The sequence below is a fragment of the Brevundimonas sp. GW821-FHT10A07 genome (genome assembly GCF_059415785.1).
Window position 1 is genome coordinate 47,465 of the sequence record NZ_JBWKNX010000014.1, and the last position, 23,109, is coordinate 70,573.

Annotated in this window: 19 protein-coding genes and 1 pseudogene; 14 read left to right on the top strand and 6 right to left on the bottom strand. The window is 67.2% G+C overall.

Annotation, left to right across the window (positions count from 1 at the left end):
- The first annotated feature begins 143 nt into the window (after nucleotides 1-143).
- The 5 genes from AC07NC_RS12585 to ku all read left to right on the top strand — a co-directional run bounded on the left by AC07NC_RS12585 (nucleotide 144) and on the right by ku (nucleotide 5,709).
- Nucleotides 144-1,259, top strand: a complete 1,116-nt coding sequence (locus AC07NC_RS12585) for a glycosyltransferase family 4 protein (RefSeq protein ID WP_494569754.1) — start codon at nucleotides 144-146, stop codon at nucleotides 1,257-1,259.
- Between the two features lie 149 nt (nucleotides 1,260-1,408).
- A complete protein-coding gene (locus AC07NC_RS12590) occupies nucleotides 1,409-3,556 on the top strand; it encodes an amylo-alpha-1,6-glucosidase (protein WP_494569755.1) in 2,148 nt (715 codons plus the stop codon).
- A 7-nt stretch (nucleotides 3,557-3,563) separates the two neighbouring features.
- The gene (locus AC07NC_RS12595; protein WP_492072688.1) at nucleotides 3,564-4,391 is read left to right on the top strand and encodes a TIGR02587 family membrane protein; all 828 of its coding nucleotides are present in this window, start codon (nucleotides 3,564-3,566) and stop codon (nucleotides 4,389-4,391) included.
- A gap of 3 nt (nucleotides 4,392-4,394) precedes the next feature.
- Nucleotides 4,395-4,766 carry a hypothetical protein gene (locus AC07NC_RS12600; RefSeq protein WP_154725736.1) on the top strand — a complete coding sequence of 124 codons (372 nt, stop codon included), beginning with the start codon at nucleotides 4,395-4,397 and terminating at the stop codon, nucleotides 4,764-4,766.
- An 85-nt stretch (nucleotides 4,767-4,851) separates the two neighbouring features.
- Nucleotides 4,852-5,709, top strand: coding sequence for a non-homologous end joining protein Ku (ku, locus tag AC07NC_RS12605; RefSeq protein ID WP_008261522.1), 858 nt, complete (start codon nucleotides 4,852-4,854; stop codon nucleotides 5,707-5,709).
- Between the two features lie 9 nt (nucleotides 5,710-5,718).
- On the opposite strand, the gene ligD is transcribed toward ku, so the two are convergent.
- The 4 genes and pseudogenes from ligD to AC07NC_RS12625 form a co-directional block, all read right to left on the bottom strand.
- Nucleotides 5,719-8,274, bottom strand: a complete 2,556-nt coding sequence (ligD, locus tag AC07NC_RS12610; protein ID WP_494569756.1) for a DNA ligase D — start codon at nucleotides 8,272-8,274, stop codon at nucleotides 5,719-5,721.
- 22 nt (nucleotides 8,275-8,296) lie between these two features.
- Nucleotides 8,297-9,589 (bottom strand): annotated as a pseudogene (locus AC07NC_RS12615) (PQQ-dependent sugar dehydrogenase).
- Nucleotides 9,589-10,020, bottom strand: coding sequence for a DUF2231 domain-containing protein (locus tag AC07NC_RS12620; protein ID WP_008262701.1), 432 nt, complete (start codon nucleotides 10,018-10,020; stop codon nucleotides 9,589-9,591). Before AC07NC_RS12620 ends, AC07NC_RS12615 begins: the two are co-directional and overlap by 1 nt.
- Before the next feature lie 140 nt (nucleotides 10,021-10,160).
- Entirely contained in the window at nucleotides 10,161-12,398 is a 2,238-nt protein-coding gene (locus tag AC07NC_RS12625) for a TonB-dependent receptor (RefSeq protein ID WP_494569757.1), read from the bottom strand.
- Between the two features lie 249 nt (nucleotides 12,399-12,647).
- On the opposite strand from AC07NC_RS12625, the gene AC07NC_RS12630 reads away from it, so the two are divergent.
- Nucleotides 12,648-14,033 carry a metallophosphoesterase gene (locus AC07NC_RS12630; protein WP_494569758.1) on the top strand — a complete coding sequence of 462 codons (1,386 nt, stop codon included), beginning with the start codon at nucleotides 12,648-12,650 and terminating at the stop codon, nucleotides 14,031-14,033.
- A 49-nt stretch (nucleotides 14,034-14,082) separates the two neighbouring features.
- Here the strand turns inward: AC07NC_RS12630 and AC07NC_RS12635 are convergent, their stop codons facing one another.
- Nucleotides 14,083-14,400 (bottom strand): hypothetical protein, encoded by a 318-nt coding sequence (locus tag AC07NC_RS12635; protein WP_008261187.1) that lies wholly within the window; start codon nucleotides 14,398-14,400, stop codon nucleotides 14,083-14,085.
- A 165-nt stretch (nucleotides 14,401-14,565) separates the two neighbouring features.
- Between AC07NC_RS12635 and AC07NC_RS12640 the strand changes: the two genes are divergently transcribed.
- From AC07NC_RS12640 to AC07NC_RS12665, 6 genes are all read left to right on the top strand, one after another.
- Entirely contained in the window at nucleotides 14,566-15,606 is a 1,041-nt protein-coding gene (locus tag AC07NC_RS12640) for a sensor histidine kinase (RefSeq protein ID WP_494569759.1), read from the top strand.
- An 11-nt stretch (nucleotides 15,607-15,617) separates the two neighbouring features.
- Nucleotides 15,618-16,337: an alternative oxidase gene (locus AC07NC_RS12645; protein ID WP_494569760.1), complete on the top strand. Its 720-nt coding sequence runs from the start codon at nucleotides 15,618-15,620 to the stop codon at nucleotides 16,335-16,337.
- Between the two features lie 145 nt (nucleotides 16,338-16,482).
- Entirely contained in the window at nucleotides 16,483-16,647 is a 165-nt protein-coding gene (locus tag AC07NC_RS12650; protein WP_494569761.1) for a hypothetical protein, read from the top strand.
- Entirely contained in the window at nucleotides 16,628-17,305 is a 678-nt protein-coding gene (locus AC07NC_RS12655) for a response regulator transcription factor (protein ID WP_035306406.1), read from the top strand. The genes AC07NC_RS12650 and AC07NC_RS12655 overlap by 20 nt, the downstream gene beginning before the upstream one ends.
- Nucleotides 17,302-18,330: a sensor histidine kinase gene (locus AC07NC_RS12660; protein ID WP_494569762.1), complete on the top strand. Its 1,029-nt coding sequence runs from the start codon at nucleotides 17,302-17,304 to the stop codon at nucleotides 18,328-18,330. Before AC07NC_RS12655 ends, AC07NC_RS12660 begins: the two co-directional genes overlap by 4 nt.
- Nucleotides 18,327-19,028: a VIT1/CCC1 transporter family protein gene (locus AC07NC_RS12665; RefSeq protein WP_008258991.1), complete on the top strand. Its 702-nt coding sequence runs from the start codon at nucleotides 18,327-18,329 to the stop codon at nucleotides 19,026-19,028. The genes AC07NC_RS12660 and AC07NC_RS12665 overlap by 4 nt, the downstream gene beginning before the upstream one ends.
- 26 nt (nucleotides 19,029-19,054) lie before the next feature.
- Here the strand turns inward: AC07NC_RS12665 and AC07NC_RS12670 are convergent, their stop codons facing one another.
- Nucleotides 19,055-19,783 carry a cytochrome b/b6 domain-containing protein gene (locus AC07NC_RS12670; RefSeq protein WP_494569763.1) on the bottom strand — a complete coding sequence of 243 codons (729 nt, stop codon included), beginning with the start codon at nucleotides 19,781-19,783 and terminating at the stop codon, nucleotides 19,055-19,057.
- A gap of 169 nt (nucleotides 19,784-19,952) precedes the next feature.
- On the opposite strand from AC07NC_RS12670, the gene AC07NC_RS12675 reads away from it, so the two are divergent.
- Nucleotides 19,953-20,138, top strand: a complete 186-nt coding sequence (locus AC07NC_RS12675; protein ID WP_494569764.1) for a hypothetical protein — start codon at nucleotides 19,953-19,955, stop codon at nucleotides 20,136-20,138.
- Between the two features lie 196 nt (nucleotides 20,139-20,334).
- The gene (locus tag AC07NC_RS12680; RefSeq protein ID WP_494569765.1) at nucleotides 20,335-23,070 is read left to right on the top strand and encodes a TonB-dependent receptor; all 2,736 of its coding nucleotides are present in this window, start codon (nucleotides 20,335-20,337) and stop codon (nucleotides 23,068-23,070) included.
- Nucleotides 23,071-23,109 lie beyond the last annotated feature (39 nt).

Here is a 23,109-nt window from a genome sequence, read left to right on the forward strand (position 1 = left end):
CTGAGCGAATTCGTACATAACCAGGACCGCCTCCTGATCATAAGCCACCGGAACCTCTAAAGAATTTCCATCCAGGAAAGGAACTGGAACCTTCTCGGAACATTGATGTGTTCGGCCCGGCTGAACGGGTCGGAGCAAACATCATGAAGATCGCGCAGGTCACCCCGCTTTACGAGGCCGTTCCTCCGAAGCTCTACGGCGGAACCGAGCGCGTCGTGGCGCATCTGACCGACGCCCTGATGGACCTGGGCCACGACGTCACCCTGTTCGCCAGCGCCGACGCCCAGACCAAGGCGCGACTGGTGCCGGTGCGCGACCAGGCCATCCGCCTGGACCCGGCGTCCCTGAAATCCGACCTCGCCGCCCACCTGTCCATGCTGGGCGAAGTGCTGGACCGGGTGGACGAGTTCGACGTCATCCACTTCCACACCGACATGATCCATTTTCCGCTGTTCCGGCCCTATGCAGACAAGACCGTGACCACACTGCACGGGCGTCTGGACATGAAGGATCTGCCCGGCGTCTATGCGCGGTGGAACGAGTTCGGCCTGATTTCGATATCGGACGACCAGCGCAAACCGCTCCAGTTCGCCAACTGGACGGCCACAGTCCACCACGGCATGCCGGGTGAGCAGTATCTGTTCTCGCCGAAGTCCGAGGGCTATCTGGCCTTCCTGGGCCGCATATCGCCCGAGAAGCGGCCGGATCGCGCCATCGAGATCGCGACCCGACTGGGCAAACGCCTGAAGATGGCCGCCAAGGTGGACGCCGCGGACAAACGGTATTGGGAAGAGACCATCCGCCCGCTGATCGAGGGCAATCCCCTGATCGAATTCATCGGCGAGATCGGCGACCATCAGAAGTCCGCCTTCCTGGGCGGAGCCGACGCGCTTCTGTTCCCCATCGACTGGCCCGAACCCTTCGGCCTGGTGATGATCGAGGCCATGGCCTGCGGTACGCCTGTCGTCGCCTTCCGCTGCGGCTCGACGCCCGAGATCATCGAGGACGGGGCGACCGGCTTCCTGGTGGACTCCCTGGAACAGGCCGTCGCCGCCGCCGGCCGGGCGCATCTGCTGGACCGCGAAACCGTGCGGGCGCGGTTCGACCTGCGCTTCTCGGCCACGGCCATGGCGCGCCGCTATCTGGACGTCTACGGCGATCTCCTGGCGCGCCGTCCCTTCGCCGAGGCCGCCTCCAACGACGTGATGAAGCCGCTGCGGCCGCTTGGAGAAGATCGCAGCTTCGCCGCCCTCGCCTGAAAGCGCTCCACTGATTTCCGAGGAAACAGGGCGGCGGAGGTGAACCCTCCGCCGTCTGCGCCATTTGATCCTGCAAGCGGCTCCTCAAGGCCGCATTCGGGCAGGATAGGTTCGGGACAAGCCTCACGAACGGACGGGGAAGAGACTGTATGGACGACGCCTACACCACCCAGCTGACGGCGGGCGATTCCGTCGAGGCTTCCGGTCTCGAACAGCTGATGGCGCTCAAGGAGGGCGACACCTTCCTGGTCGCCGACGGGTGGGGCGACATGAGGGGCGGAGCCGACGGCCTGTTCGCAGGAGACACCCGCGTCCTGTCGCGCTGGACCATGACGGTCGGGCTGCTGAAGCCGTCGCGACTGTCTTCCGGCGTCAGCCAGGACAATGTCTTCTTCTCCTGCCACACCACCAACCGCCCCCTGCCCCCGATGGGCGGGCGTTCGGCGCCGGCCGGGGTGCTGCACATCGAACGGCGCCGCTTCCTGTGGGGGCGGCGAATGTTCGAACGCATCCGGATGGTCAATCACGGGATCGAAGACATCCTGCTGCCGCTGGCCTTCGACTTCAGCGCGGATTTCCACGACATCTTCCAGGTGCGCGGCACGCACCGGGCCAAACGCGGGACCGTCCACACCCCGACCACCGACGGGCGTCGCGTCACCTTCCGCTATGTCGGCCTGGACAAGGTCGAACGCTCCAGCTGCCTGGCCTTTTCCGAGCCGCCGGCCCGCCTGACCCATCAGCGCGCCGAGTTCATGTTCAGCCTGCCCAAGGGCCGGTCCATGGACCTGTTCATCGAATGCGGCGTCGATTCCTGCGAGACCCCGGACGCGCGGCGCTGGCGCGAGAACGCCGTCCAGGCCCGTCTGGCCATGCGCGCCAAACGCCGCCGCGGCGCCTCGGTGCGGGGGCCGCGCAGCCCGCGGTTCAATGACTGGCTGGATCAGTCGCGCGCGGACATGGCCCTGCTGACCACCGACCTGCCGACCGGCCCCTATCCCTATGCCGGCACGCCCTGGTTCTCGACCCCGTTCGGCCGCGACGGCATCATCGCCGCCTGGCAGATGCTGTGGCTGGACCCGTCCCTGGCCAAGGGCGTCCTGACCTATCTGGCCTCGCGCCAGGCGACCGAGACCTCGCTGTTCCAGGACAGCCAACCCGGCAAGATAATGCACGAGACGCGAGGCGGCGAGATGAGCGCCCTGCACGAGGTGCCGTTCGGCCTCTATTACGGCGGCGTCGATACGACCTGCCTGTTCATCGCCCTGGCCGGCGCCTACGCCAGCCGCACCGGCGACCTGGATCTGATCCGCGCGCTGTGGCCGAACCTGATCGCCGCCGCCGACTGGATGCGCGACTATGGCGACAGCAATGACGACGGGCTGATCGACTATCAGCGCGGGGCCGAGACCGGCCTGTCGAACCAGGGCTGGAAGGATTCCGAGGACGCCATCTTCCACGCCGACGGCCGTTTCCCCAAGGGCCCCATCGCCCTGCTGGAGGTCCAGGGTTACGCCTTCGCCGCCTGGCGCGCCCTGGGCGATCTGGGCGAACGGCTGGGCGACGATCGCGCCCCCGGATGGCGTGACCGGGCCGAACAGGTCCGCGCCCTGGTCGAGGACAAGTACTGGATGGAGGACGAGGGCTTCTACGCCGTCGCCCTGGACGGCGACGGGGAACAGTGCCGCGCCATCGCCTCGAACGCCGGCCATCTGCTGTTCACCGGCCTGCCGTCGGTCGAGCGGGCGCGGCGGGTGACGAAACGCCTGTTGTCGGCCGAGTTCCGCACCGGCTGGGGCATCCGCACGCTCGAGCTGGGCCAGGCCCGGTTCAATCCGATGAGCTATCACAACGGTTCGGTCTGGCCGCACGACACAGCCATGGCCGCCGCCGGCATGGCCAATTACGGAGAGCGCGAGGCGGTCGCCCAGATCCTGGCCGAAATCTACGCCGCCGCCGCCCATTTCCATCTGCGCCTGCCGGAACTGTTCTGCGGCTTCCCGCGCGAGCCGGGCGAACCGCCCATCGCCTATCCGGTCGCCTGCCTGCCCCAGGCTTGGGCGGCGGGGTCAGTCTTCCTGATGCTTCAGGCCTCGCTGGGCCTGTCCATCGACGCCTGGACCGGAACCATAGACATTGCGGACCCCTTCCTGCCCACCGGGCTTGAACGGTTGAAGATCACCGGGTTGAAGGTCGGCGACGCCCTGGTCGATCTTTCGATCCGACATGTCGACGGCCGCGCCGTGGTCATCCCCAACCACCGCCAGGGCCGGCTCGCCGTCCGGACCCTGCGTTGACCGTCCGATGATCCTCGCCGCCCTCATCAATCCAGGTCTCGAGCGCCACTACCTCCGGGACCTCGGACGGGCGTTCGCCGGGGCCCTCGTGTTCAGCATTCCCCTGCTGATGACGATGGAGATGTGGGAGGCGGGGACAGCGATGGACCGGTGGCGACTGCTGCTGTTCGTCGGCGCCGGACTGCCGCTGCTTTACGGCCTGGCCCACTACGCCGGATTTTCAGACCGGCGGGGGCTGCGCAACGACCTGCTGGACACGGCCGTCGCCCTGGCGGTCGGTTTCATCACCGCCTCGGTGCTGTTGATCCTGTTCGGCGTGGCGGACTGGAACGCATCGCCGCGCGAAGCCCTGGGCATGGTCACGCTCCAGGCTCTGCCGGGCGCCATGGGCGCCCTCCTGGCCCGCAAGCAACTCAGTGGCGACGGAAAGGGCGATACGAAGGAGGCGCAGGCCTCCTATGTCGGCGAACTGTTCCTGATGGCGGCAGGGGCCCTGTTCTTCGCCCTCAATGTCGCGCCGACCGAAGAGATGATCCTGATCGCCTACAAGACCACCACCGTCCATGCGCTGGGCCTGATCGCCCTGTCCGTCCTGCTGCTGCACCTGATCGTCTTCAAGGCCGGTTTCGCGGGACAGGAAGAAGCGGATCGCCCCGTCGAGGCCTTCCTGTATTTCACCCTGCCCGGCTACGCCGTCGCCCTGGGGGTCAGTCTGTTTGTCCTGTTCGTCTTTGGCCGAACGGACGGACACGCGCTCGGCGGGGTTCTGCACATCATGATCGTCCTGGGCTTTCCAGCCTCCATCGGCGCGGCTGCGGCCCGCCTGTTGGTCTGAGCCATGAACACGAATTCGACCCACCCGAAGCGACCCGTGTTGCAGTGGAGCATGGCCGCCCTGGGCGGAGCCGTGACGGTTGCGGCCATCAGCGTCATGGTCTGGGAGGGTTTGCAGCCCAGCGCGCCGCCCATGCTCAGGGCTCGCATCGTCGAGATCGAGGCCACGGCGGCGGGCCATGTCGCCATGGTCCAGGTGACGAACGACGGAGACGAGACCGCCGCAGCCGTGAAAATCGAGGCGGTGCTGGGCGATCAGACCGCCACGGCGACGTTGGACTATGTGCCCGGCCACGGCGAGGCCAAGGCCTATTTTCGTTTCGACGCGAACCCCCGCACGGCCGTCGTCAGGGTCCAGGGCTGGTCCGCCCCCTAGCAAGATCGCGTCCGGGCCGCCCTGGCCGGGAAACTGTAGCGACCGTGCGGCGTTAGGCCCAACGAAACGACGCAGGGAGACGACCATGGCCGCACGCCCCACCTGGCAGGGACATCTGAAACTGTCGCTGGTGACCTGCCCGGTCGCCCTCTACACCGCCACCTCGTCCAGCGCCCATGTCAGTTTCCACCTGATCAATCCGGACACCAACAACCGCATCCGCATGGTCGCCACCGACCCGGACACCGGCCCCATCGAACGCTCGGACCTGGTCAAGGGCTATGAGGTGTCCAAGGACGAATATGTCCTGTTCGACGACGCCGACTTCGACAAGGTCAAGCTGGAGACGACCCGAACCATCTGCATCGACAGCTTCGTGGACGAGGACGAGATCGATCGTCTGTACTGGGACGATCCCTTCTATGTGGTGCCCGAGAAGGGCGTCGGGGCCGAGGCCTTCGCCGTCATCCGCGACGCCATGAAGGCCGCCGGCAAGATCGCCATCGGAACCCTGGTTCTGCGGGGTCGTGAGCGCCAGCTGGCGCTTGAGGTGCGGGGCAAGGGACTGGTGGCCTATTCGCTGCGGGCGCATGACGAGGTGCGCGACGCCGACGACTATTTCGACGACATCCCGGCGGTGAAGCCCGACAAGGACATGGTCGATATCGCCAGCCGGATCATCGCCCAGAAACAGACCGACTTCGATCCGACCACCTTCAAGGACCGCTACGACGACGCCCTGCGCGAGATGATCCAGGCCAAGCAGAAGGGCGGCAAGGACGTGATCGAGGCGCCCGAGCCCGACGACACCAATGTGATCGACCTGATGGAGGCCCTGCGCAACAGCCTGAAGGGCGCTGCGGGTGGGACCAAGCCGGCGGCGAAGAAGACCGCCAAGGCGCCGGCGAAGAAGAAGCCGGCCTCGCGCAAGAAGGCCGCCTGACGGGGCCGCCTACAGCCCCATCGCCTTCAGCACCGGGCGCAGGCTGACCTCGCCGGCGCGGAAATCCTTCCACGGGTCGGGCTTCTTCAGCAGGGCGGGCGCGTCGTGCAGGGTGAAGGCCTTGGGGTCCAGCCCCGCCCGGACCTGGCCCCAGGACAGGGGAAAGGCGATCCCCGCGCCGGGCCGGGCGCGCACGGACCAGGGGGCCACCGCCGTGGCCATGCGGCCGTTGCGCAGATAGTCGATGAAGATCTTCCCGCCCCGCGCCTTCTTGGCCAGGGTGGTGGTGAACCGGTCGGGCTCGGCGCGGCGCACCTCTTCCGCGATCGCCTTGGCGAAGGCCTTGCACTGGTCCCATTCGATGCGGCTGCGGCCGTCGGAACGGATCGGCACGACGACATGCAGCCCCTTGCCCCCGGTCGTCTTGACGAAGGCATGCAGGCCTCGTTTTTCCAGCTGGGCCTTGACGGTCTTGGCCGCAGCGATGACGGCCGCGAAATCCAGACCCTCGTCGGGATCGAGGTCGAAGGTGACCTGCTCCGGCGTCTCGGGATCGCCCGGTCGACAGCCCCAGGGGTGCAGTTCCAGTCCGCCCGACTGGGCCACGGCGACCAGGCCGCCGACATCGGTCACGGCCACATAGGGATGGCGCGCCTTCACATCGATCAGCTTGAGGCGCGGATTGGACCCCGCCATCGCGTGGCGCTGAAAGAAGGTCTCGCCGCCGATGCCGTCCGGAGCGCGGATGATCGAGACGGGGCGGTCGGCGATATGGGGCAATATCCGCTCGGCCGCCGCTTCGTAATAGCGCGCCAGATCCGCCTTGGTGATGGCGGGGCGACCATCCAGCGCCGGCCACAGGATCTTGTCGGGATGGGACAGGGTGACGCCGGCGACGACCACCTTGCCCGACGCGCTGCCTGAGCCGGTCGTCTTGCGACCGGCCGGATTGGCGGGCGCAGGCGGTTGCGGATCGTCCGTGACGTCACGCGCCGACTTGTCCTCGCGCAGCCCCTTGAAGGCCGCGTGGCGCAACGAACCGCCTTCGGTCATCCCGCCATGTTCCAGTTCGGCGACCAGGATCGGCCGGACCCAGTGAATCTCCTTGCCGCCGCGCGGTGCGCCCCTGCCCGCGAACGGAGAGACGTCGGCCGCCGCATCCTTCAGGGCCGGCAGCAGGGTCTTCAGCAAGGGGGCGGCGTAGCCCGTGCCGACCCGGCCGAGGTAGCGCAGCCCGCCTTCGCCCGCCACGCCGACCAGCAGGGAACGGAAGCGCGTCCCGCCTTCGGACGACCAACCGCCGATCACCACCTCGTCGCGGCCCCGGCATTTGGACTTGACCCAGGTCGTGGACCGACCCGCCCGATAGGGGGCGTCCAGCTTCTTGGAGATCACGCCTTCCAGGTCCATGCGGCAGGCGCTGTCCAGCACCGCCTGCCCGGTCGAGGCGAAGTGATCGACATAGCGCAGCCGCTTTCGCGCCTTAGCCGGAACGCGGTCGATATGGGCCTGCAGCCGCGCCTTGCGGTGCGACAGCGGCAGGTCCCGCAGATCGTCCTCACCCTCGCGCAGCAGGTCGAAGGCGAAATAGACCAGGTCGGCGGTCTTGCCGTCCGATATGGCCGCCTGAAGGGCGGAGAAGTCGGGGGTGTGATCCTCGCTCAGGGCGCACAATTCACCGTCAATCACCCCGTCGGGCCAGGTCGCCGCATCCGCCGCCAGTTCCGGGAAACGGTCGGTCCAGTCATGGCCGCGACGGGTGTAGAGCCGCGCCTCCCCGCCCCCGGTCGCCACCTGGATGCGGTAGCCGTCGAACTTGATCTCGTGCACCCAGCCGGCGCCGCCCGGCGGATGGTCGGCGACCTTGCACAGCTGGATCGGCACGAAGGCCGGCGGTTTCGACAGCGTCGCCTCGCTTGATCTGGCCTTGGGTTTGGCCGGTCCCTTGCGCGCGACGGGACGAGAGGCGGTCCATTCCTTCTTCCCCTCGGATATCTCCGCCAGGCTGCGGCCCGTGGCGATGGAGGCGTCGATCTCCATATTGGCGTCGCCCTCGCCCGGCACGGCCGCCTCGTCCTTCTCCTTGATCAGCAGCCAGTTGTTGCGTTTGGACGGCTTGCCGCGATCCGACTTCAGCCGCACCAGGGCCCAGCCGCCCCTCAGACGTTCGCCGTGCAGGGTCATCTTCAGCGAGCCGCGCTTCAGCGCCGCCTCGACATCCGGCTCCTGCGGCTCCCACTCGCCCCGGTCCCACAGCTGGACCGTGCCCGCGCCATAGTTGCCGGACGGAATGGTCCCCTCGAAGCTTCCATAGTCGAGCGGATGATCCTCGACCTCGACCGCCAGGCGCTTGACGGCCGGATCGCGCGACGGGGCCTTTGTCACGGCCCACGACTTCAGCACTCCGTCATGCTCGATGCGGAAGTCGTAGTGCAGCCGTGTCGCGGCGTGCCGCTGGATCAGATAGGTCAGCCGGCCCTTGCGCGCCGCCTTGGCGGCGCCCGCGGGTTCCGGCGTGCGGGTGAAGTCCCGCTTGGCCTTATAGGTCTCCAGTCCATTCGCCATGCCGCCCTCGTTCGACACCCGATCAGCGACGCGGCGCGATCCGCCAGACTGTGTTGGACAGGTCGTCCGCAACCAGCAGGATGCGCCGCTGGGCGTCGAAAGTCACGCCGACCGGGCGACCGCGCGCCTCGCCGTCCTTGATGAAGCCGGTGACGAAATCGACCGGCGGACCGGCGGGACGACCGCCTGAGAAGGGCACCCAGGCGACCTTGTAGCCCGACAGGTCCTGACGGTTCCAACTGCCGTGTTCGCCGATGAAGGCGCCCTGGCTGAAGCCGCCGCCGAAGCCGCCGGCCGTCGCGAAGCTGAGACCCAGGGCGGCGACGTGCGAGCCCAGCGCATAGTCCGGGGCGACGGCGCTCTGGACCAGATCCGGGTTTTGCGGACGGACGCGCGGATCGATGTTCTGGCCCCACTAGCTGTAGGGCCATCCGTAGAAGGCCCCTTCGCGGACCGAGGTCAGATAGTCGGGCACCAGTTGCGGCCCCAGTTCGTCGCGTTCGTTGACGACGGCCCACAGGGCGCTGGTGGTCGGTTCGATGGCCAGGGCGGTCGGATTGCGAATGCCGGTGGCGAAGGTGCGGTGCGCGCCGGTCTGGCGGTCGATGGCCCAGACGACGGCGCGGTCCTGTTCCACGGCCAGGCCGCGCTCGCCGATATTGCTGTTCGAGCCGATGCCCACATACAGGGTCTGGCCGTCCGCGCTGGCGGTCAGCGACTTGGTCCAGTGGTGGTTGATCGCCGACGGCAGCTTGGTCACTTCCTGGCGCGACGCGGTGATCCGCGTCTGGCCCGGCTGATAATCGAACCGCACCAGGGCGCCCTGTTCGGCGACATAGAGGGCGCCGTCCACGAAGGCCATGCCGTAGGGCGCGTCCAGATTATCGATGAAGGTGGTGCGCACCTCGGGCTGACCGTCGCCGTTGGCGTCGCGCAACAGGGTGATGCGGTTGCCGCCCTTAACGGACGTCTTGCCCTTGGCCTTGATGACGCCGGCGATGATGTCCTTGGGCCGCAGCTTGGGGGCGTGGCCGCCCGAGCCCTCGGCGATCAGGATGTCGCCGTTGGGCAGGACCAGGATCTGACGCGGGATCTGCAGATCGGTGGCCATCGGGGTGACGACGAAGCCGTCCGGCACGGTGGGCGTTTCGCCGTCCCAGCCGATCGGCGTGGCGATCTTCATCGGCGGCACCAGGGTCTGGTTCAGGCCGGGAAGGTCGGGATTGGCGCCGGTCTGGTTCAGGTTGGGGTCGCTGCGGCTGCACCCGGCCAGGGCCAGGAGGACGGCGGTCGTGCAAAGGAGCTTGTTGATCATCACGCGATCTCCCGCACGGTCGAGTTGGAATAGGCCAGCCAGCCGGCGATCAGGATCAGGACGGTCGACAGGATCGACAGGGTCAGGCCGAAGGCGCCGACGGAGCTCCAGGCGTCCTGGCTGTGCTTGAAGGCGTTGATCAGGCCCAAGACCCAGGCCAGGGCCAGGGCGGCCAGATGGATCACGGCGGCCCGTCGCGCCGGGGTGCGCCAGGACAGGGCCAGGTCGATGAGAGCCCACAGACCGGCCAGGCCGCCGAACACCAGGGCGCCGACGATCAGCCAGGCCGAGAAGTTCGACCACTGCATCTGGGCCGTCTTCAGATAGGCGATGTCGCTGATCAGGGCGGAACTGAACAGGGCGATGGGAAAGGCCATCAGAATTCCGCGGAACGGATTCAACCTCTCACGGAAGGCGGCGACAGCGGGCATGTGAGGGTTTCCTGCGGCGTCGCCACGATACGGCGACGTCGAACCCAACACGCGGCCCGGTCTTTGGTTCATCCGATCAGGTGCGACCGGGGAGCAGAAGAACAGGCCGCCGGCGAGAACGCCGGCGGCCCGTCATCGTCTTAGAAACGCTTGGTCAGTTGAACGCCGTAGGTGCGGGGTTCGTTGACGAAGGCGGTCAGGTTGTTGAAGTCGATGGCGCCGATGACATTCTCTTCGTCGGTGATGTTGCGAACATAGGCGGCGGCTTCCAGCCCCTTGTTCAGATCACGCCAGCCGGCGCGCAGGCCGCCTTCGAAGTTGGTGTCCACCTTGAACTCGACCGATTCATACAGGAACAGGTTGAAGTCCTTCTGCATGGCCCAGTCGGTCGAGGCGAAGAACTCGGTGTCGTCGCCCAGAGGCAGGACATAGTTCAGCGTCAGGTTGGCGGTGTATTCCGGCGCCTGCGGGAAGGGGTTGCCGTCGACATTGGCGCGACGGGTCGTGCCCACGGTGACGATGGGGTCGGTGACGGTGCAGTTCGAGCCGCAGATGGCGACCAGCAGGTTGCTGTCCTTGATCTCGGTGTGGTTCCAGGCGGCGCCGGCCGACAGGCTGAAGCCCGCGCCCAGATCGATGTCGCCGTCCAGCTCCAGACCGTAACCTTCACCCTTGTCGGCGTTGATCAGGCGGTTGGAGTTGTCCGCGCCGCCGATGGCGGTGAACTGCATGTCGCTGACTTCGTAATAGTAGGCCGTGGCGTTGAAGCGGGCGCGACCTTCCCACAGGCGGGCCTTCAGGCCCGTCTCATAGGACATGACCGTCTCGGACTCGGCCGTGGTCAGGACCGGCAGGTTGCGGCCCTGGATCGACGGGCCGCGATAACCCTTGGCCACGCGAGCGAACAGGTTGAGGCTGTCATTGACGTCGTACAGGGCGCTGACGTCCCAGCTGACCTGCTCGTCGCCGACCGAAACGGCGCCGGTGCCGCCCGCGCCCGCGCCGGTGACGATCCGGCCCTGATAATCGCGGCTGTCGTCGGTGTAGCGCAGGCCGCCCGTCACCTTCAGGGCCTCGGTCACCTGATAGTGCGCCTGACCGAACACCGACCAGGAGTCGGACTTCTGGGTGATGTCGGTGACCTTGGTCGGTTGAAGACCGCCGACGCCGTTGAAGGTGCCCGAGACCAGGTTGATGCGCTCATCCCAATAGAAGGCGCCGACCTGCCAGCCGAGGCGGCCGTCGCCGTTCGAGGAGAGGCGCAGTTCATAGGTGTTCTGGCGCAGGTCGCTGGACAGGGTGCCGGTCTCGGAATTGAACGGCGTCTTGTAGGAGGCCGTCGCCGCGGCGCTGGCCACGCCGCCGTCGATGTCGCCGTCGCCCTGGGACGAACCCTGATAGGCGCCGACGATGCCGGTCAGGGTGGCGGGACCGAAGTCATAGGCGACCTGCAGCGACTCGGAAGTGGTCTTCTGCTTCTGGAAGTTGTTGCGGCCGCCGTCGTAATAGACGGTGTCGCGGTCGAAGTTGCCGTTCAGTTCGTTCGAGCCCTTGGTCAGGGCGTTGGCGCGGTTCATCGTGCCCGTGCCGTCATAGTCGCGGGCCTGCAGGGTCAGCAGGGTCGACAGGCGGTCGGTGGGCTGCCAGGCGACGTGGACGCGGGCGGCGACGTCGTCGAATCCGCCCAGGTCGTCACCGTTCGCATCGGCGAAGGACGGGTTGTAGGCGTTGTTGACCCAGTCGTCGCGGTGGTTCCACAGGAAGGCGCCGCGCACCTGCAGGGTCTCGGAGGCCGGCAGGGTGACGGCCGCCTCGGTGCGGGTCGAACCCAGGTTGCCGTAGGTCAGCGAACCGAAGCCGGTGAATTCGTCCGACGGCTTGACGGTGTCGATCTTGATCACGCCGGCCGGGGTGTTGCGACCGAACAGGGTGCCCTGGGGCCCGCGCAGCACTTCCAGCTGCTGCACGTCGAACAGGGGGAAACCCTTCAGATAGACGCTTTCCAGCACCACATCGTCCAGCACCACCGAGACCGGCTGCGAAGCGGTGAAGTCGAAGTCCACGTTGCCCAGGCCGCGGATATAGAAGCGCGGGGCGTAACGGCCGTTCGAGCTTTCGACCTGAAGGCTGGGCACGCGGCCCGACAGCGACAGGATGTCGGCGCCGCCGGCCGAAATATCCTGCAGGGTCTGGGGCGTCAGGGCCGTGACGGCGAAGGGCACGTCGCGGATGTTCTCGCTGCGGCGCTGGGCGGTGACGATGATGTCGTCGACGCCGGTCGCTTCAGCGGCGACGTCAGCGGTTTGGGCGAAGGCGGCGCCTGCGGTCAGCAGGGCGAGACCGCTGACGGTGGCGGCGAGGAGGGCTTGGCGAAGCATGCGCGTGTATCCTTGGCGACATGGGGAGGAATCTGTCGCGCGAGCCCCTAAGGCCTCAGAAGGCGCGGCGCCAGTCGAGACCGGCGCCTGAATCTTGAACCTTTGACGACGCGGACACAGGAGCGTGACAATCGTGTCCCGAACGACGCATCCGACCGAACGCGCCATTGTGCAGCTTGGCTGTGGGTGTGAAAATGAAGGCGTGCGTGACTCGGTTCCGCAACCGTATCGACACCGTTAGTATCCCCCATGTCCTTCGTCACGCCCTCCCGCCGCCGGCTGCTTCAACTCGCTGGAGCGGCGACCTTGACGTCCAGCCTGGCGTCCGGTCTGTCGGCCGCGACACGAAGCCCCGTCGTCGGTCGGGTGCTGGCCATAGCGGACATGCACTCCGCCTATGAACGGACCGCCCGACTTCTGGCCGCGTTCGAGGCCGAGGTCCGGTCCCAGCCGGTTCCGCATGTGATCGCCATCGACGGCGACATCTTCGAACACGGCAACGTCGTGTCCGTGCGGTCGAGCGGCGCCGTCGACTGGGCGTTTCTGGCCGAGGCGGTCCGGATCGCGCCGACCGTGGTCAATCTGGGCAATCATGACAACGACCTGACGCCGGACCTGGCCGAGGTCGTCGGCCGGTTGCGCGGCCTGGGCGTGATCGTGGTCAGCAACATCGTCGATGCGCGGACCGGCGCCGGCTATGCCCCCCCGACCGCGAGGGCGCCGTTCGGGAGCCGCACGCTGCGGATCGTCGGCCTGGCGACCAATGCGCTGAACACCTATCCCAAGGCGTCGCGCGACCAGTTATCCATTCCAGCGCCGGCCGAATGGGCGAACGCCCATCTGGCCGATCTGACGCGCGGCGCCGATCCGGTGCTGGTGCTGAGCCACGCCGGGGTCGTCGCCGACCGCAACATCCTGCCCCTGCTGCCGGACGGATCCCTGATGATCGGCGGGCACGACCATCTGCTGTTCCAGCATCGCCAGGGACGCAGCGCCTACGCCCACACCGGCTCCTGGACCAACGCCTATACGGCGGCGGACTTCCATGCGGACGGATCGGTCAGCGTCGCGTCCCATCCCATCGCCGCCGACGCCCCGTCGTCGTCCCGGCTGCAGGCCCTGATCGACGCGACCCTGGCGGAGACCCTGACGGACGAGGACCGGGCCGTTCTGGGACAAGGGGTCGAGGCCCTGTCGCTGGGCGACACCGGCCGCCGCATCGCCGCCGGTTTCGCCCAGGCGGCCGACGCCGACGCCGGTTTCATCGGCCACACCACCCTGGGCACGGGTGCGCCGGCGGGGCCGATCACCCGATACATGTTCGATTCCATCGTCCGGTTCGACGGCCGGCTGATGACGGCCGAGGTGTCGCGCGGCCAGTTGGCCGGCTTCATGGCCCGCGCCAACCAGGACCGCCCCATCCCGCTGGAACAGCGCACCGGCGACTTCCTGTACGGGGCGGTCGCCGCCGGTTCACAGGGTGCCACGGCGCGTATCGTCACGACCGACTGGTGCGCGACCAATCAGGCGGAATATTTCGGGACGACGTCGCTGGCGTTCACGCAGGTGACGGACCTGAAGGTCAAGCCGGTCGCCCTGTCCGCCCTCATCGAAACCCCATCGACTCCAGGCTAGAGTCTGACCAGCGACAGACCAATCCTGGAGCGGCCGTTGGCGCCGGGGCTCAGGACTGCGAAAGCCGGATCAGGGCGAAGGTCGCCGCCAGGGCGACGACCGCGCTGGTGACCATGCTGACGATGACGCTGGCGGCGGCGGGATGCGCCTCGACAGTATCGACAATCTTGTCACGGCTCATTTCGGCCGCCGCTTCGGCTTCCTCGCGCAGACGGGCGGCCGCCCGGGCGACGGCGTGCGTCGATCGGGTCACGGCCTCGGTCGCGTCCGCGCCGGTCTTCAGAGCCGCGTCCTTGAGGTGATCGCTGGCTTCGTCGGCGAGGGCCTGAAGGTCCTCGCTCAGGGTCTTGAAGGCGGACTTCGGCATGGCGAGGCTCCTTGGGTGTATGCGCCATTAAAGCCTGTTCTGCGGACGACGTCGGTGATCTGGATCAAGGTGGACGGCGTCGAGCCGGCCTAGTATGCACATGCAGCCAAGAGATCGGACCCGCTGGGTCGGACCGGCGCCAGGCCCCCTTTGGAGAGGGCCTCCATGTCGACGACCCCGCTCGCCACATCTTCGGACATCGCGCTGAACCTGGCGCTTTCGCTCATCTCCGCGTCGGTCGCGCCGGTGTTGTTGCTGGACGGCGACCTGTCCGTCGTGGCCGCCAGCCAGAGCTTCCTCGAAACCTTCGACATCGGAACCGACCGGGTCGCCGGCGTGAAGATGGCCGATCTGGGCGGCGGCGAGTGGAACACGCCCCCGCTCTGGGCCCTGCTCAAGGCCACAGCCTATGGGCAGGCCGCGATCCCGGCCTACGAGATGGATCTGGCGTCGCCTTCGGGGTCCCGGCGTCTGGTCCTGAACGCCCAGCGCCTGGTTTACGGAGACGGCCAGGGCGTTCGATTGCTTCTGTCCATCCAGGACGTCACGGAACAGCGCGACCGTGCGCAGCAGAAGGACGACCTGATCCGGGACAAGGCGGTCCTGATCGAGGAAATGCGCCACCGGATCGCCAACAGCCTGCAGATCATCGCCAGCATACTGCTTCAGGGGGCGCGCAAGCTCAGTTCCGACGAGAGCCGGGACTATCTGCGCGACGCCCATCAGCGGATCATGTCTGTCGCCGCCGTCCAGCGTCAGCTCTCGGGCGCCGAACTGGGCGACGTCGATCTGCGGGAGTATCTGACCGACCTGTGCCGCAGCATCGGCGACTCGATGATCCGCGACCATGACCGGCTGACGCTGTCGGCCACGATCGACGACACCCTCGTTTCATCCGGCAAGGCCGTCAGCCTGGGGCTGATCGTCACCGAACTCCTGATCAATGCGATCAAACACGCCTTCCCCAAGCAGCGGCCAGGGCGGATCACCCTGGATTATCGCTCGCAGGGCGAGGGCTGGACCCTGACGGTCCGCGACGACGGCGTCGGCCTGCCGCCGGACCCTTCGATCGCCAAGCCCGGCCTGGGCGCCGGCATCATCCGGGCCCTGGCTCAACAACTCGGCGCGGTCATCGTCATCACGGACGCCGAACCCGGCGTGCAGGTGTCGATCGTCTGCGCGCCTCCCCCCCTTCACACGTCCTGAAAGGACATCTCATGGTCAACAAGATCCTATCCCCAGACCGACAGGGCCTGGCGGAAGAACGGCTGGCGGCGCCGGACGTCCATCATGAACCGCACGGCTTCTCCGACAGGTTCGCCCTGGGCTTCACCAAGCTGCTGCGCATCTCCGCCGACACCTTCTTCGCCAAACGCTACGGCCACCGCGCCATCGTGCTGGAGACGGTCGCGGCCGTGCCCGGCATGGTCGGGGCGACGATCCAGCACCTGACCTGCCTGCGCCGGATGAAGGACGACGACGGCTGGATCCGCACCCTGATGGAAGAAGCCGAAAACGAGCGCATGCACCTGATGACCTTCATCGAGGTGGCCAAGCCGACCTATTTCGAGCGGCTGGTGATCCAGATCGCCCAGGCCGTCTTCTATGTGGGCTTCTTCCTGCTCTATCTCGTGTCGGCCCGCACCGCCCACCGGGTCGTCGGCTATTTCGAGGAAGAGGCCGTGATCAGCTACACCCTCTATCTCAAGGAGATCGACGAGGGCCGCTCGCCCAACGTCCCGGCCCCTGAGATCGCCAAACACTATTGGAAGATGGCGCCTGACGCGACGCTGCGTGACGTCGTGCTTGTCGTCCGAGCCGATGAGGCCCACCATCGCGACGTCAACCACGGCTTCGCCAGCTCGCTGAACGGCGAAGTCATCGATCACGGCCTCGCCGCCCCCTACCCCGCCCACGCGGCCGAAATCCGCGCCTGAAGACAGGGGTGATGGAGGGGGCGCGACGACCCGCCCCCTCGGTCGCCCGGCTGTAAAGGGCGTCAGGTTGATGTCAGGTTCGATGGCCAGTCTGACGCCGCCGCGCGCCTGCGCCCGGCCCGTGCCACCCCTTCCCGGAGCGCCCATGAAGAAGATCCTGCTCCCTTCATGGCTCCCGGCGACCGTGCAGGCGCCGGCCACCTGCGTTGAGCGCTGGCGTCGGCGGAAAAATCCGGTCATGTCGATGACTGTCGGCAGGACGCGGATCGCCGGTGGAACGGATGTCGATCATGCGTCTCCTTCTCGTTGAAGACACAGCGCGGCTGGGCGACCTGCTGAGGGAAGGTCTGTCCCGCGACGGCTTCGTGGTGGACTGGCGCCGGGACATCGCAGGCGCGACGGACGCGGTCGCCAGCGCCGCCTATGATCTCATCCTGCTCGACCTGGGCCTGCCGGACGGCGACGGCCTGGACTGGGTGCGGGCGCTTCGGCGGGCCGCCGACCTGACGCCGATCCTGGTCCTGACCGCGCGCGGCGGGCTGGAGGATCGGGTCACCGGCCTGGACGCCGGGGCGGACGACTATCTGGTCAAGCCTTTCGACGCAGCGGAGCTGTCGGCGCGGTGCCGGGCGATCCTGCGTCGGCCGGGCCGTCGCATGGCGCCGGTTCTTCAAGTGGGCGGGCTGCGGTTCGATGTCGCCGCTCGCCAGGCGGCGCATGGCGACGTCCCCATCGACCTGTCGCGCCGCGAGGGCGATCTGCTGGAGACCCTGATGCGTCGGGCGGGTTCGGTCGTCACACGGGGCTCCCTGGAAGAGTCGCTGTATGCTTTCAACGAACCGGTCACGCCCAACGCTGTCGAGATGGCCGTCTCGCGATTGCGGCGCAAGCTGGACGACGCCGGCTGCACCGGGGTGCTGCATACGGTCCGGGGCCTGGGCTATCTGATGCGGGACGCCGTCGCTTGAGCCGGCCGCCGTCCATTTTTCAGCGATTGACGCTCGGCTTCGCCCTGATGAGCCTGATCGGGGGCTGCGTCCTGTTGCTGTTCGTCGGGCTGGAATACGGCCTGTCGTCCCGCGCCCGGCGCGACGAAATCCGGTTCGTCGGCATTGCAAACGAGGTGGCTGATCACGTCGTGACGCCCCTGCTGGTGCTGATCGTCCCCATGGGCCTGGCGACCCTGTGGGTGATCCGTTCGTCTCTGCGTCCCCTCGCCTTGGCGGGAGAACGCATCGAGGCCGCCCAGGCGGCGGACAAGGGGTTTCGGGTCGAGGCTCACGACTTTCCGGCCGAAGCCACCGGGTTCGCGGACGCGGTCAACGGCCTGCTGGCGCGGCTCGACGAGGCGGCGACGCGCCAGGAGGCCTTCGCCGCCGACGTCGCCCATGAACTGAGGACGCCGCTGGCGGTTCTGGCCCTGGAACTCGACAGACTGGATTCCCCGGACGGGCAGAGACTGAAGCGGGATGTTTCGGCCCTGTCTCGCCTGGTCGATCAGCTGCTGATCCTGGCGCAACTGGATGCCCAGGCGGCCGCGCCGGCGGCGGCGGCGGCGGTCGATCTGAGCGAGATCGCGACGGAAGTCGTCTCGCAATACGCCGCGCTCGCCATCGACGAAGACAAGGCTCTGGCCCTGGAGATCAAGGACGCCGCAGTCGTCGAGGGCCGTCGCGAGGCGGTCGCCGCCGCGCTGCGGAATCTGGTCGAGAACGGGTTGCGGGTCACCCCGTCCGGGGGCGTGGTCACGGTGACTGCGGGTCCCGGCGCACAGCTTTCGGTGATCGACGGCGGGTCCGGGCTCGCGCCGGAACGGCTCGCCGCGCTGAGCCAGAGATATCGCCGGGGCGATCACGCCAGCCCCAGCGGCGCGGGACTGGGACTGGCCATTGTCGCACGCATAATGGCGGCCCATGGTGGCCGTATCGCGACGCGGCCGAACCAGGCTGAGCTGATCCTCGCCTTTCCTTCTGCAGACAGGAACCGACCATGAGCAGACTTGAACGCCACGCCGAACGCCATCTGGTCGCGCGCATCGGCTGGCTGCGCGCCGCCGTGCTGGGCGCCAATGACGGCCTGGTCTCGACCGCCAGCCTGATCGTCGGCGTGGCCGCCGCACAGACCGGCAAGACCGGAATCCTGGTCGCCGGCGTCGCCGGCCTGGTCGCCGGCGCCATGTCCATGGCGGCCGGCGAATATGTCTCCGTCAGCTCCCAGTCCGACACCGAGAACGCCGATCTGGCGCGTGAAACAGCCGAACTGGCGGCGGACCCGGAGGCCGAAACCCGCGAACTGGCCGGCATCTATCGCAGCCGGGGCGTCGATGAGGCGGTGTCGCTGGAGGTCGCCCGGCAGCTGATGGCTCACGACGCCCTGGGCGCCCACGCCAGGGACGAGCTGGGCATTTCGGAACAAACCACCGCCCGTCCGATTCAGGCGGCCCTGACCTCGGCGGCCACCTTCTCGCTCGGCGCCATTCTGCCGCTCGCGGTCGTGCTGGTCTCGCCCCGTTCTCTGCTGGTCGCCCTGGTGTCCGGCTCCGCCCTGATCGGCCTGGCGCTGCTGGGGGGGCTCGGCGCCCAGGCCGGGGGCGCAGGCGTCGGCAAGGCGGTCATGCGCGTCACCTTCTGGGGCGCCCTGGCCATGGCGGTGACCGCAGGGATCGGCCACCTGTTCGGAACTGTGGTCTGAAACAGGAGGGCGCGGGCGGGACGTCCTCAGTCCTCGTCCGCTTCCCCCGCCTCGTCGCCCTCGCCCCTTTCACGCTTCTGATCGGCCTCTCCCGTTTCACCCGCTTCAACGCGCGCGCCCGGCGTGAAGGCGCCCGGGTCCATCCGGGTGGCGGCATAGGCGGACCCCGCGACGACCAGAACCGCCAGGGGCACAGCCACGCGGGCGGGCGGCGCGGCGTCCTGGGCGTCGGGAAAATGGACGGTCGTCTTTCGGCCGGTGACCATCGCACGGATCAGATTGTCACGCGACAGGACCGACATTACGACCACCGCCACGACGTGCAGGGCGATCATCGCCAGCAAGACGTAGCCGATGACCTCATGCGTATCCTCGCCCCCCGTCGCCCCGGTGAAGACGGTCGCGGCCGTCAGGGCCAGCAACCCCAGGACCGCGATCCCGCCCAGCGGATTATGGCCCATGGACGCATGGACCCGGCCTGCCAACAGACCCGTGACGTGCCCCGCCATCCTGGACGGCCGGATCAGGTTCGAGAACCGCGCATGTTCGCCGCCGACAACGCCCCAGACCAGTCTGAAGGCGATCAGGACAGCAGCCACCCATCCTGCCGGAACATGCCAGGCGGACAGCGCGCTGTCCTCTTCCGAGGACAGGAAGGCCAAGGCGACCGAGGCGACCAGCGTCCAATGGAACAGGCGCACGCCCGGATCCCAGACTTTTACGGTTCTTATCGAAGGCGTGGGGTGGGCTGACATGGCGGATCTCCGTTCGGACGGAAATCTGCAGGTCGAAACTGACGACGCCCTGACACCCGGCCCCCGTTTTCGCCGTCGTCATTGCACGCTGTGGCGCGCCCCCACGACCGAGTCGCCCCGCGAGCGCCAGCGAACAGCGGTACGGCGTAGACGTTGCCGTGGGCGGGGTGTGATCCTGATGGTCTGGTCGCGCTTCTCCGAACTTCTCGCCTCGCTCGATCTCGCCGCCGACCGGGGCGCAGCGGCCTATGGCTACAGCCTGCTCACCGCCGCCACCAAGATCGGCCCGGGCCTCTCCGGCCTGATGACCGGATCCCTCCGAGACCTGGACGGACCTTGGCCAAGCCTTCCCTGAACGCCGTTCAAGACTGTAGGTCGGCAAGCAGTCCAGGCTGGGCAGGTCGCAGCGTGTTCATTGTGAAGCATTCATAAAGTTTCGGCGCGTCGTGCGGCCGACCGCGTCTCTCAGCTTGGGGCATATCTCAGCTCCGGTTCAGGGACTGCGGTCGATGAAAAATCTTTCGTTCAAAACAAGACTTCTCGCGTCGTCGATGGCGCTATTCTCCATGGTCGCAGCGGCGCAGGCCGCCGCTCAGGACAGGACAGCCGCCGCGAGCGAAACCGCCGAGGTCGGCGAAATCGTCGTGGTGGGCACGCGCAACGACGCCATGCGCACCCAGATGCGCAGCGACAACGCCGTCAGCGTGATGTCGGCTGAAGACCTGGAACACACGGCGGTTCACAACGTCGCCGAGGCCCTGGCCCTGCTGCCGGGCGTCAGCGTCCAGAACACCGGAAACTCCTTCTTCGGCGGCGTCGACGGCGCCTCGCGCGGCGAAGGCATGTTCGTCGGCGTCCGGGGCATGAACTCGGAGTTCACCCTGGCCCTGATCAACGGCGTCAACGCCGCCCAGGGCATGCCCTATTCGCGCCAGGTGCAGCTGTCGCTGTTGCCGCCGTCGGGCCTGAAGACCATCGTGGTCAACAAGAACTCGACCGCCGACATGGACGGCGACGCCATCGGCGGCACGATCAACTTCGTCACGCCCTCGGCCTTCAGCATGGCCGACGACTATGCGTCCTTGTCCGTTTCCGGCCGGGTCGAGAGCCGCGCCCGCGACTATGACGAGGACGGTCTGGGCGGCGGCGTCAGCGGCGAAATCGCCCGCCGCTTCGGCCAGGGCGAGCAGTTCGGCCTGTATGTCAGCGCCTTCTATGACAAGCGCAACTTCGCCAACTCCATGATCGCGGGCCTGATGGCGGCCCAGAACGACGGCGGGTGGGCCTATCTGCATTCGATGGCCGTCAAGGACGCCAAAGGCGACATCATCGACTACGTCAACCCGGATGGCATGGATCAAGAGGCCAACCTGGCGCTGACCGGCCTGAACGTCGGCGTCTCCACCGGCTACACTGAGCGTTTCGGCGGCAATTTCTCGCTGGACTGGCGCGCCGACGACAGCCTGGACGTCTATCTGCGCGGCTCCTACGCCTTCGCCGAGACCCAGCAGAATTCGACCCTGAACCAGCTGATCCAGAACCGCGCCCGCGTCTACAATGCGGCGACCGGCCTGTATGACCTGAACCTGACCGACTCGTCGGTGCGCATGTGGTACACGACCAATCCCGAAGATGCGGACCTGACCACCCTGACCTTCGGGGCCGTGAAGCGTCATGGCGCCTGGACCTTGTCGCCGTCGATCTTCTACTCCTATGGCGGCAATGATCGTCCGGACCATATCGAGGCCTCGATCCGTAACAACCAGAAGGACGACTACAACACCGGCTCGATCCTGCCTTACAGCGGCCTGTTCGCCGGCTATGACAAGGACGGCTATCCGATCCCGCTGCTGACCCCGGCGCAACGCGACCTGATCAACAACTCCGGCACCGCCCTTCTGGCCCGCCGCGCCGGCCAGAGGACCGAACAGTTCTCGAACCAGCAGAAGGTCGGCGCCCGGTTCGACGCACAGTACGATTTCGACGGCGGCGCCCTGTCCTACGTCAAGACGGGGGTGAAATACGTCGAGAGCCATCGCCGCGTCAGCAGCCACGACTGGACCAACGATCATTTCGCCAATCTGCTGGGCCGTCCGGGCGTGACCTGGGACGAACTCGCTCTGGTCGAGGGCTATTTCGACTCGGCCTATCCCGGCCTTTACGACTTGCGCGCGCCGAAGGTGAACCACGACCGTCTGGTCGAACTGTTCAACCAGTATTTCGACGCCGAGGCCGCAGCGGCCGACCTCTGCTACCTGAACTGCAACACCCTGAAAGGCGACGAGAATGTCGCCGCCGCCTATGTGACCGGCAAGTGGGATTTGGGCCCGGTCGAGGTCATTCCGGGCCTTCGCTACGAACACACCCAGATCGAGAACACCTACTGGAACAACGACGACAAGGCGAAGCGGTTTGAGTCCAACTCGACCGAGTACAACGAGTGGCTGCCCAGCCTGTTCGTCAACTATCGCCCCACCGATGAGGCCGTGTACCGGGCCTCGATCACCCGCGCCTATATGCGCCCGGCCCTGGTTCAACTGGGCGGGTCGGAGACGACCGAACGGGGCGACAACTCCATCACCGTCACGCGCGGCAACCCCGACCTGGAGACGTTGAAGTCCTGGAACTTCGACGCCTCCGCCGAGTGGAGCAACGACTTCGGCGGCTACGCCATGGTCGGCGGCTACTACAAGCAGTTGTCGGACTACATGTATGACAACGGCTCGACCACCGTGAACGGCGGCGAGAACGGCGTCGGGACCGAGTACAACGGCGAGATCTTTGATCGCGTGACCATCGTCTCGCCGACCAATGGCGGCGACGGCTACGTCAAGGGCGTCGAGATCCAGCTGTACCAGGCCTTCGACATGCTGCCGGGCTGGCTGTCGGGCTTCGGCGCCGGGGCCAACTACACCCGTCAATGGACCGAGGTGGACATCGGCGGCGGTGAGAAACACCGGATGCAGAACGCGCCGGACGAACTGGTCAACGTCAAGCTGAACTACGCCTGGCGCAACCTGACGCTCGACCTGAACTGGAACTACGCGGGCGAGACGGTCACGGCCTACAACCGCGTCGCCGGCCTGGACTACTGGACCCGGCCGATCCGTCGGACCGACCTGCACGCGGGCTATGCGTTCGACAACGGGGTGATGCTGGACCTGTCGGTGTCCAACCTGTTCGAGGACTACAGCTATTGGGCGCACGTCGGGCGCAACAGCCTGACGCTTTCGGACGTGGTCAATTCCGGCCGCACCACCCTGCTGACGCTGAAGTACGACTTCTGACGTCGGCTCGGGGGCCCGGCGCGTTTCCCCAGCGCGCCG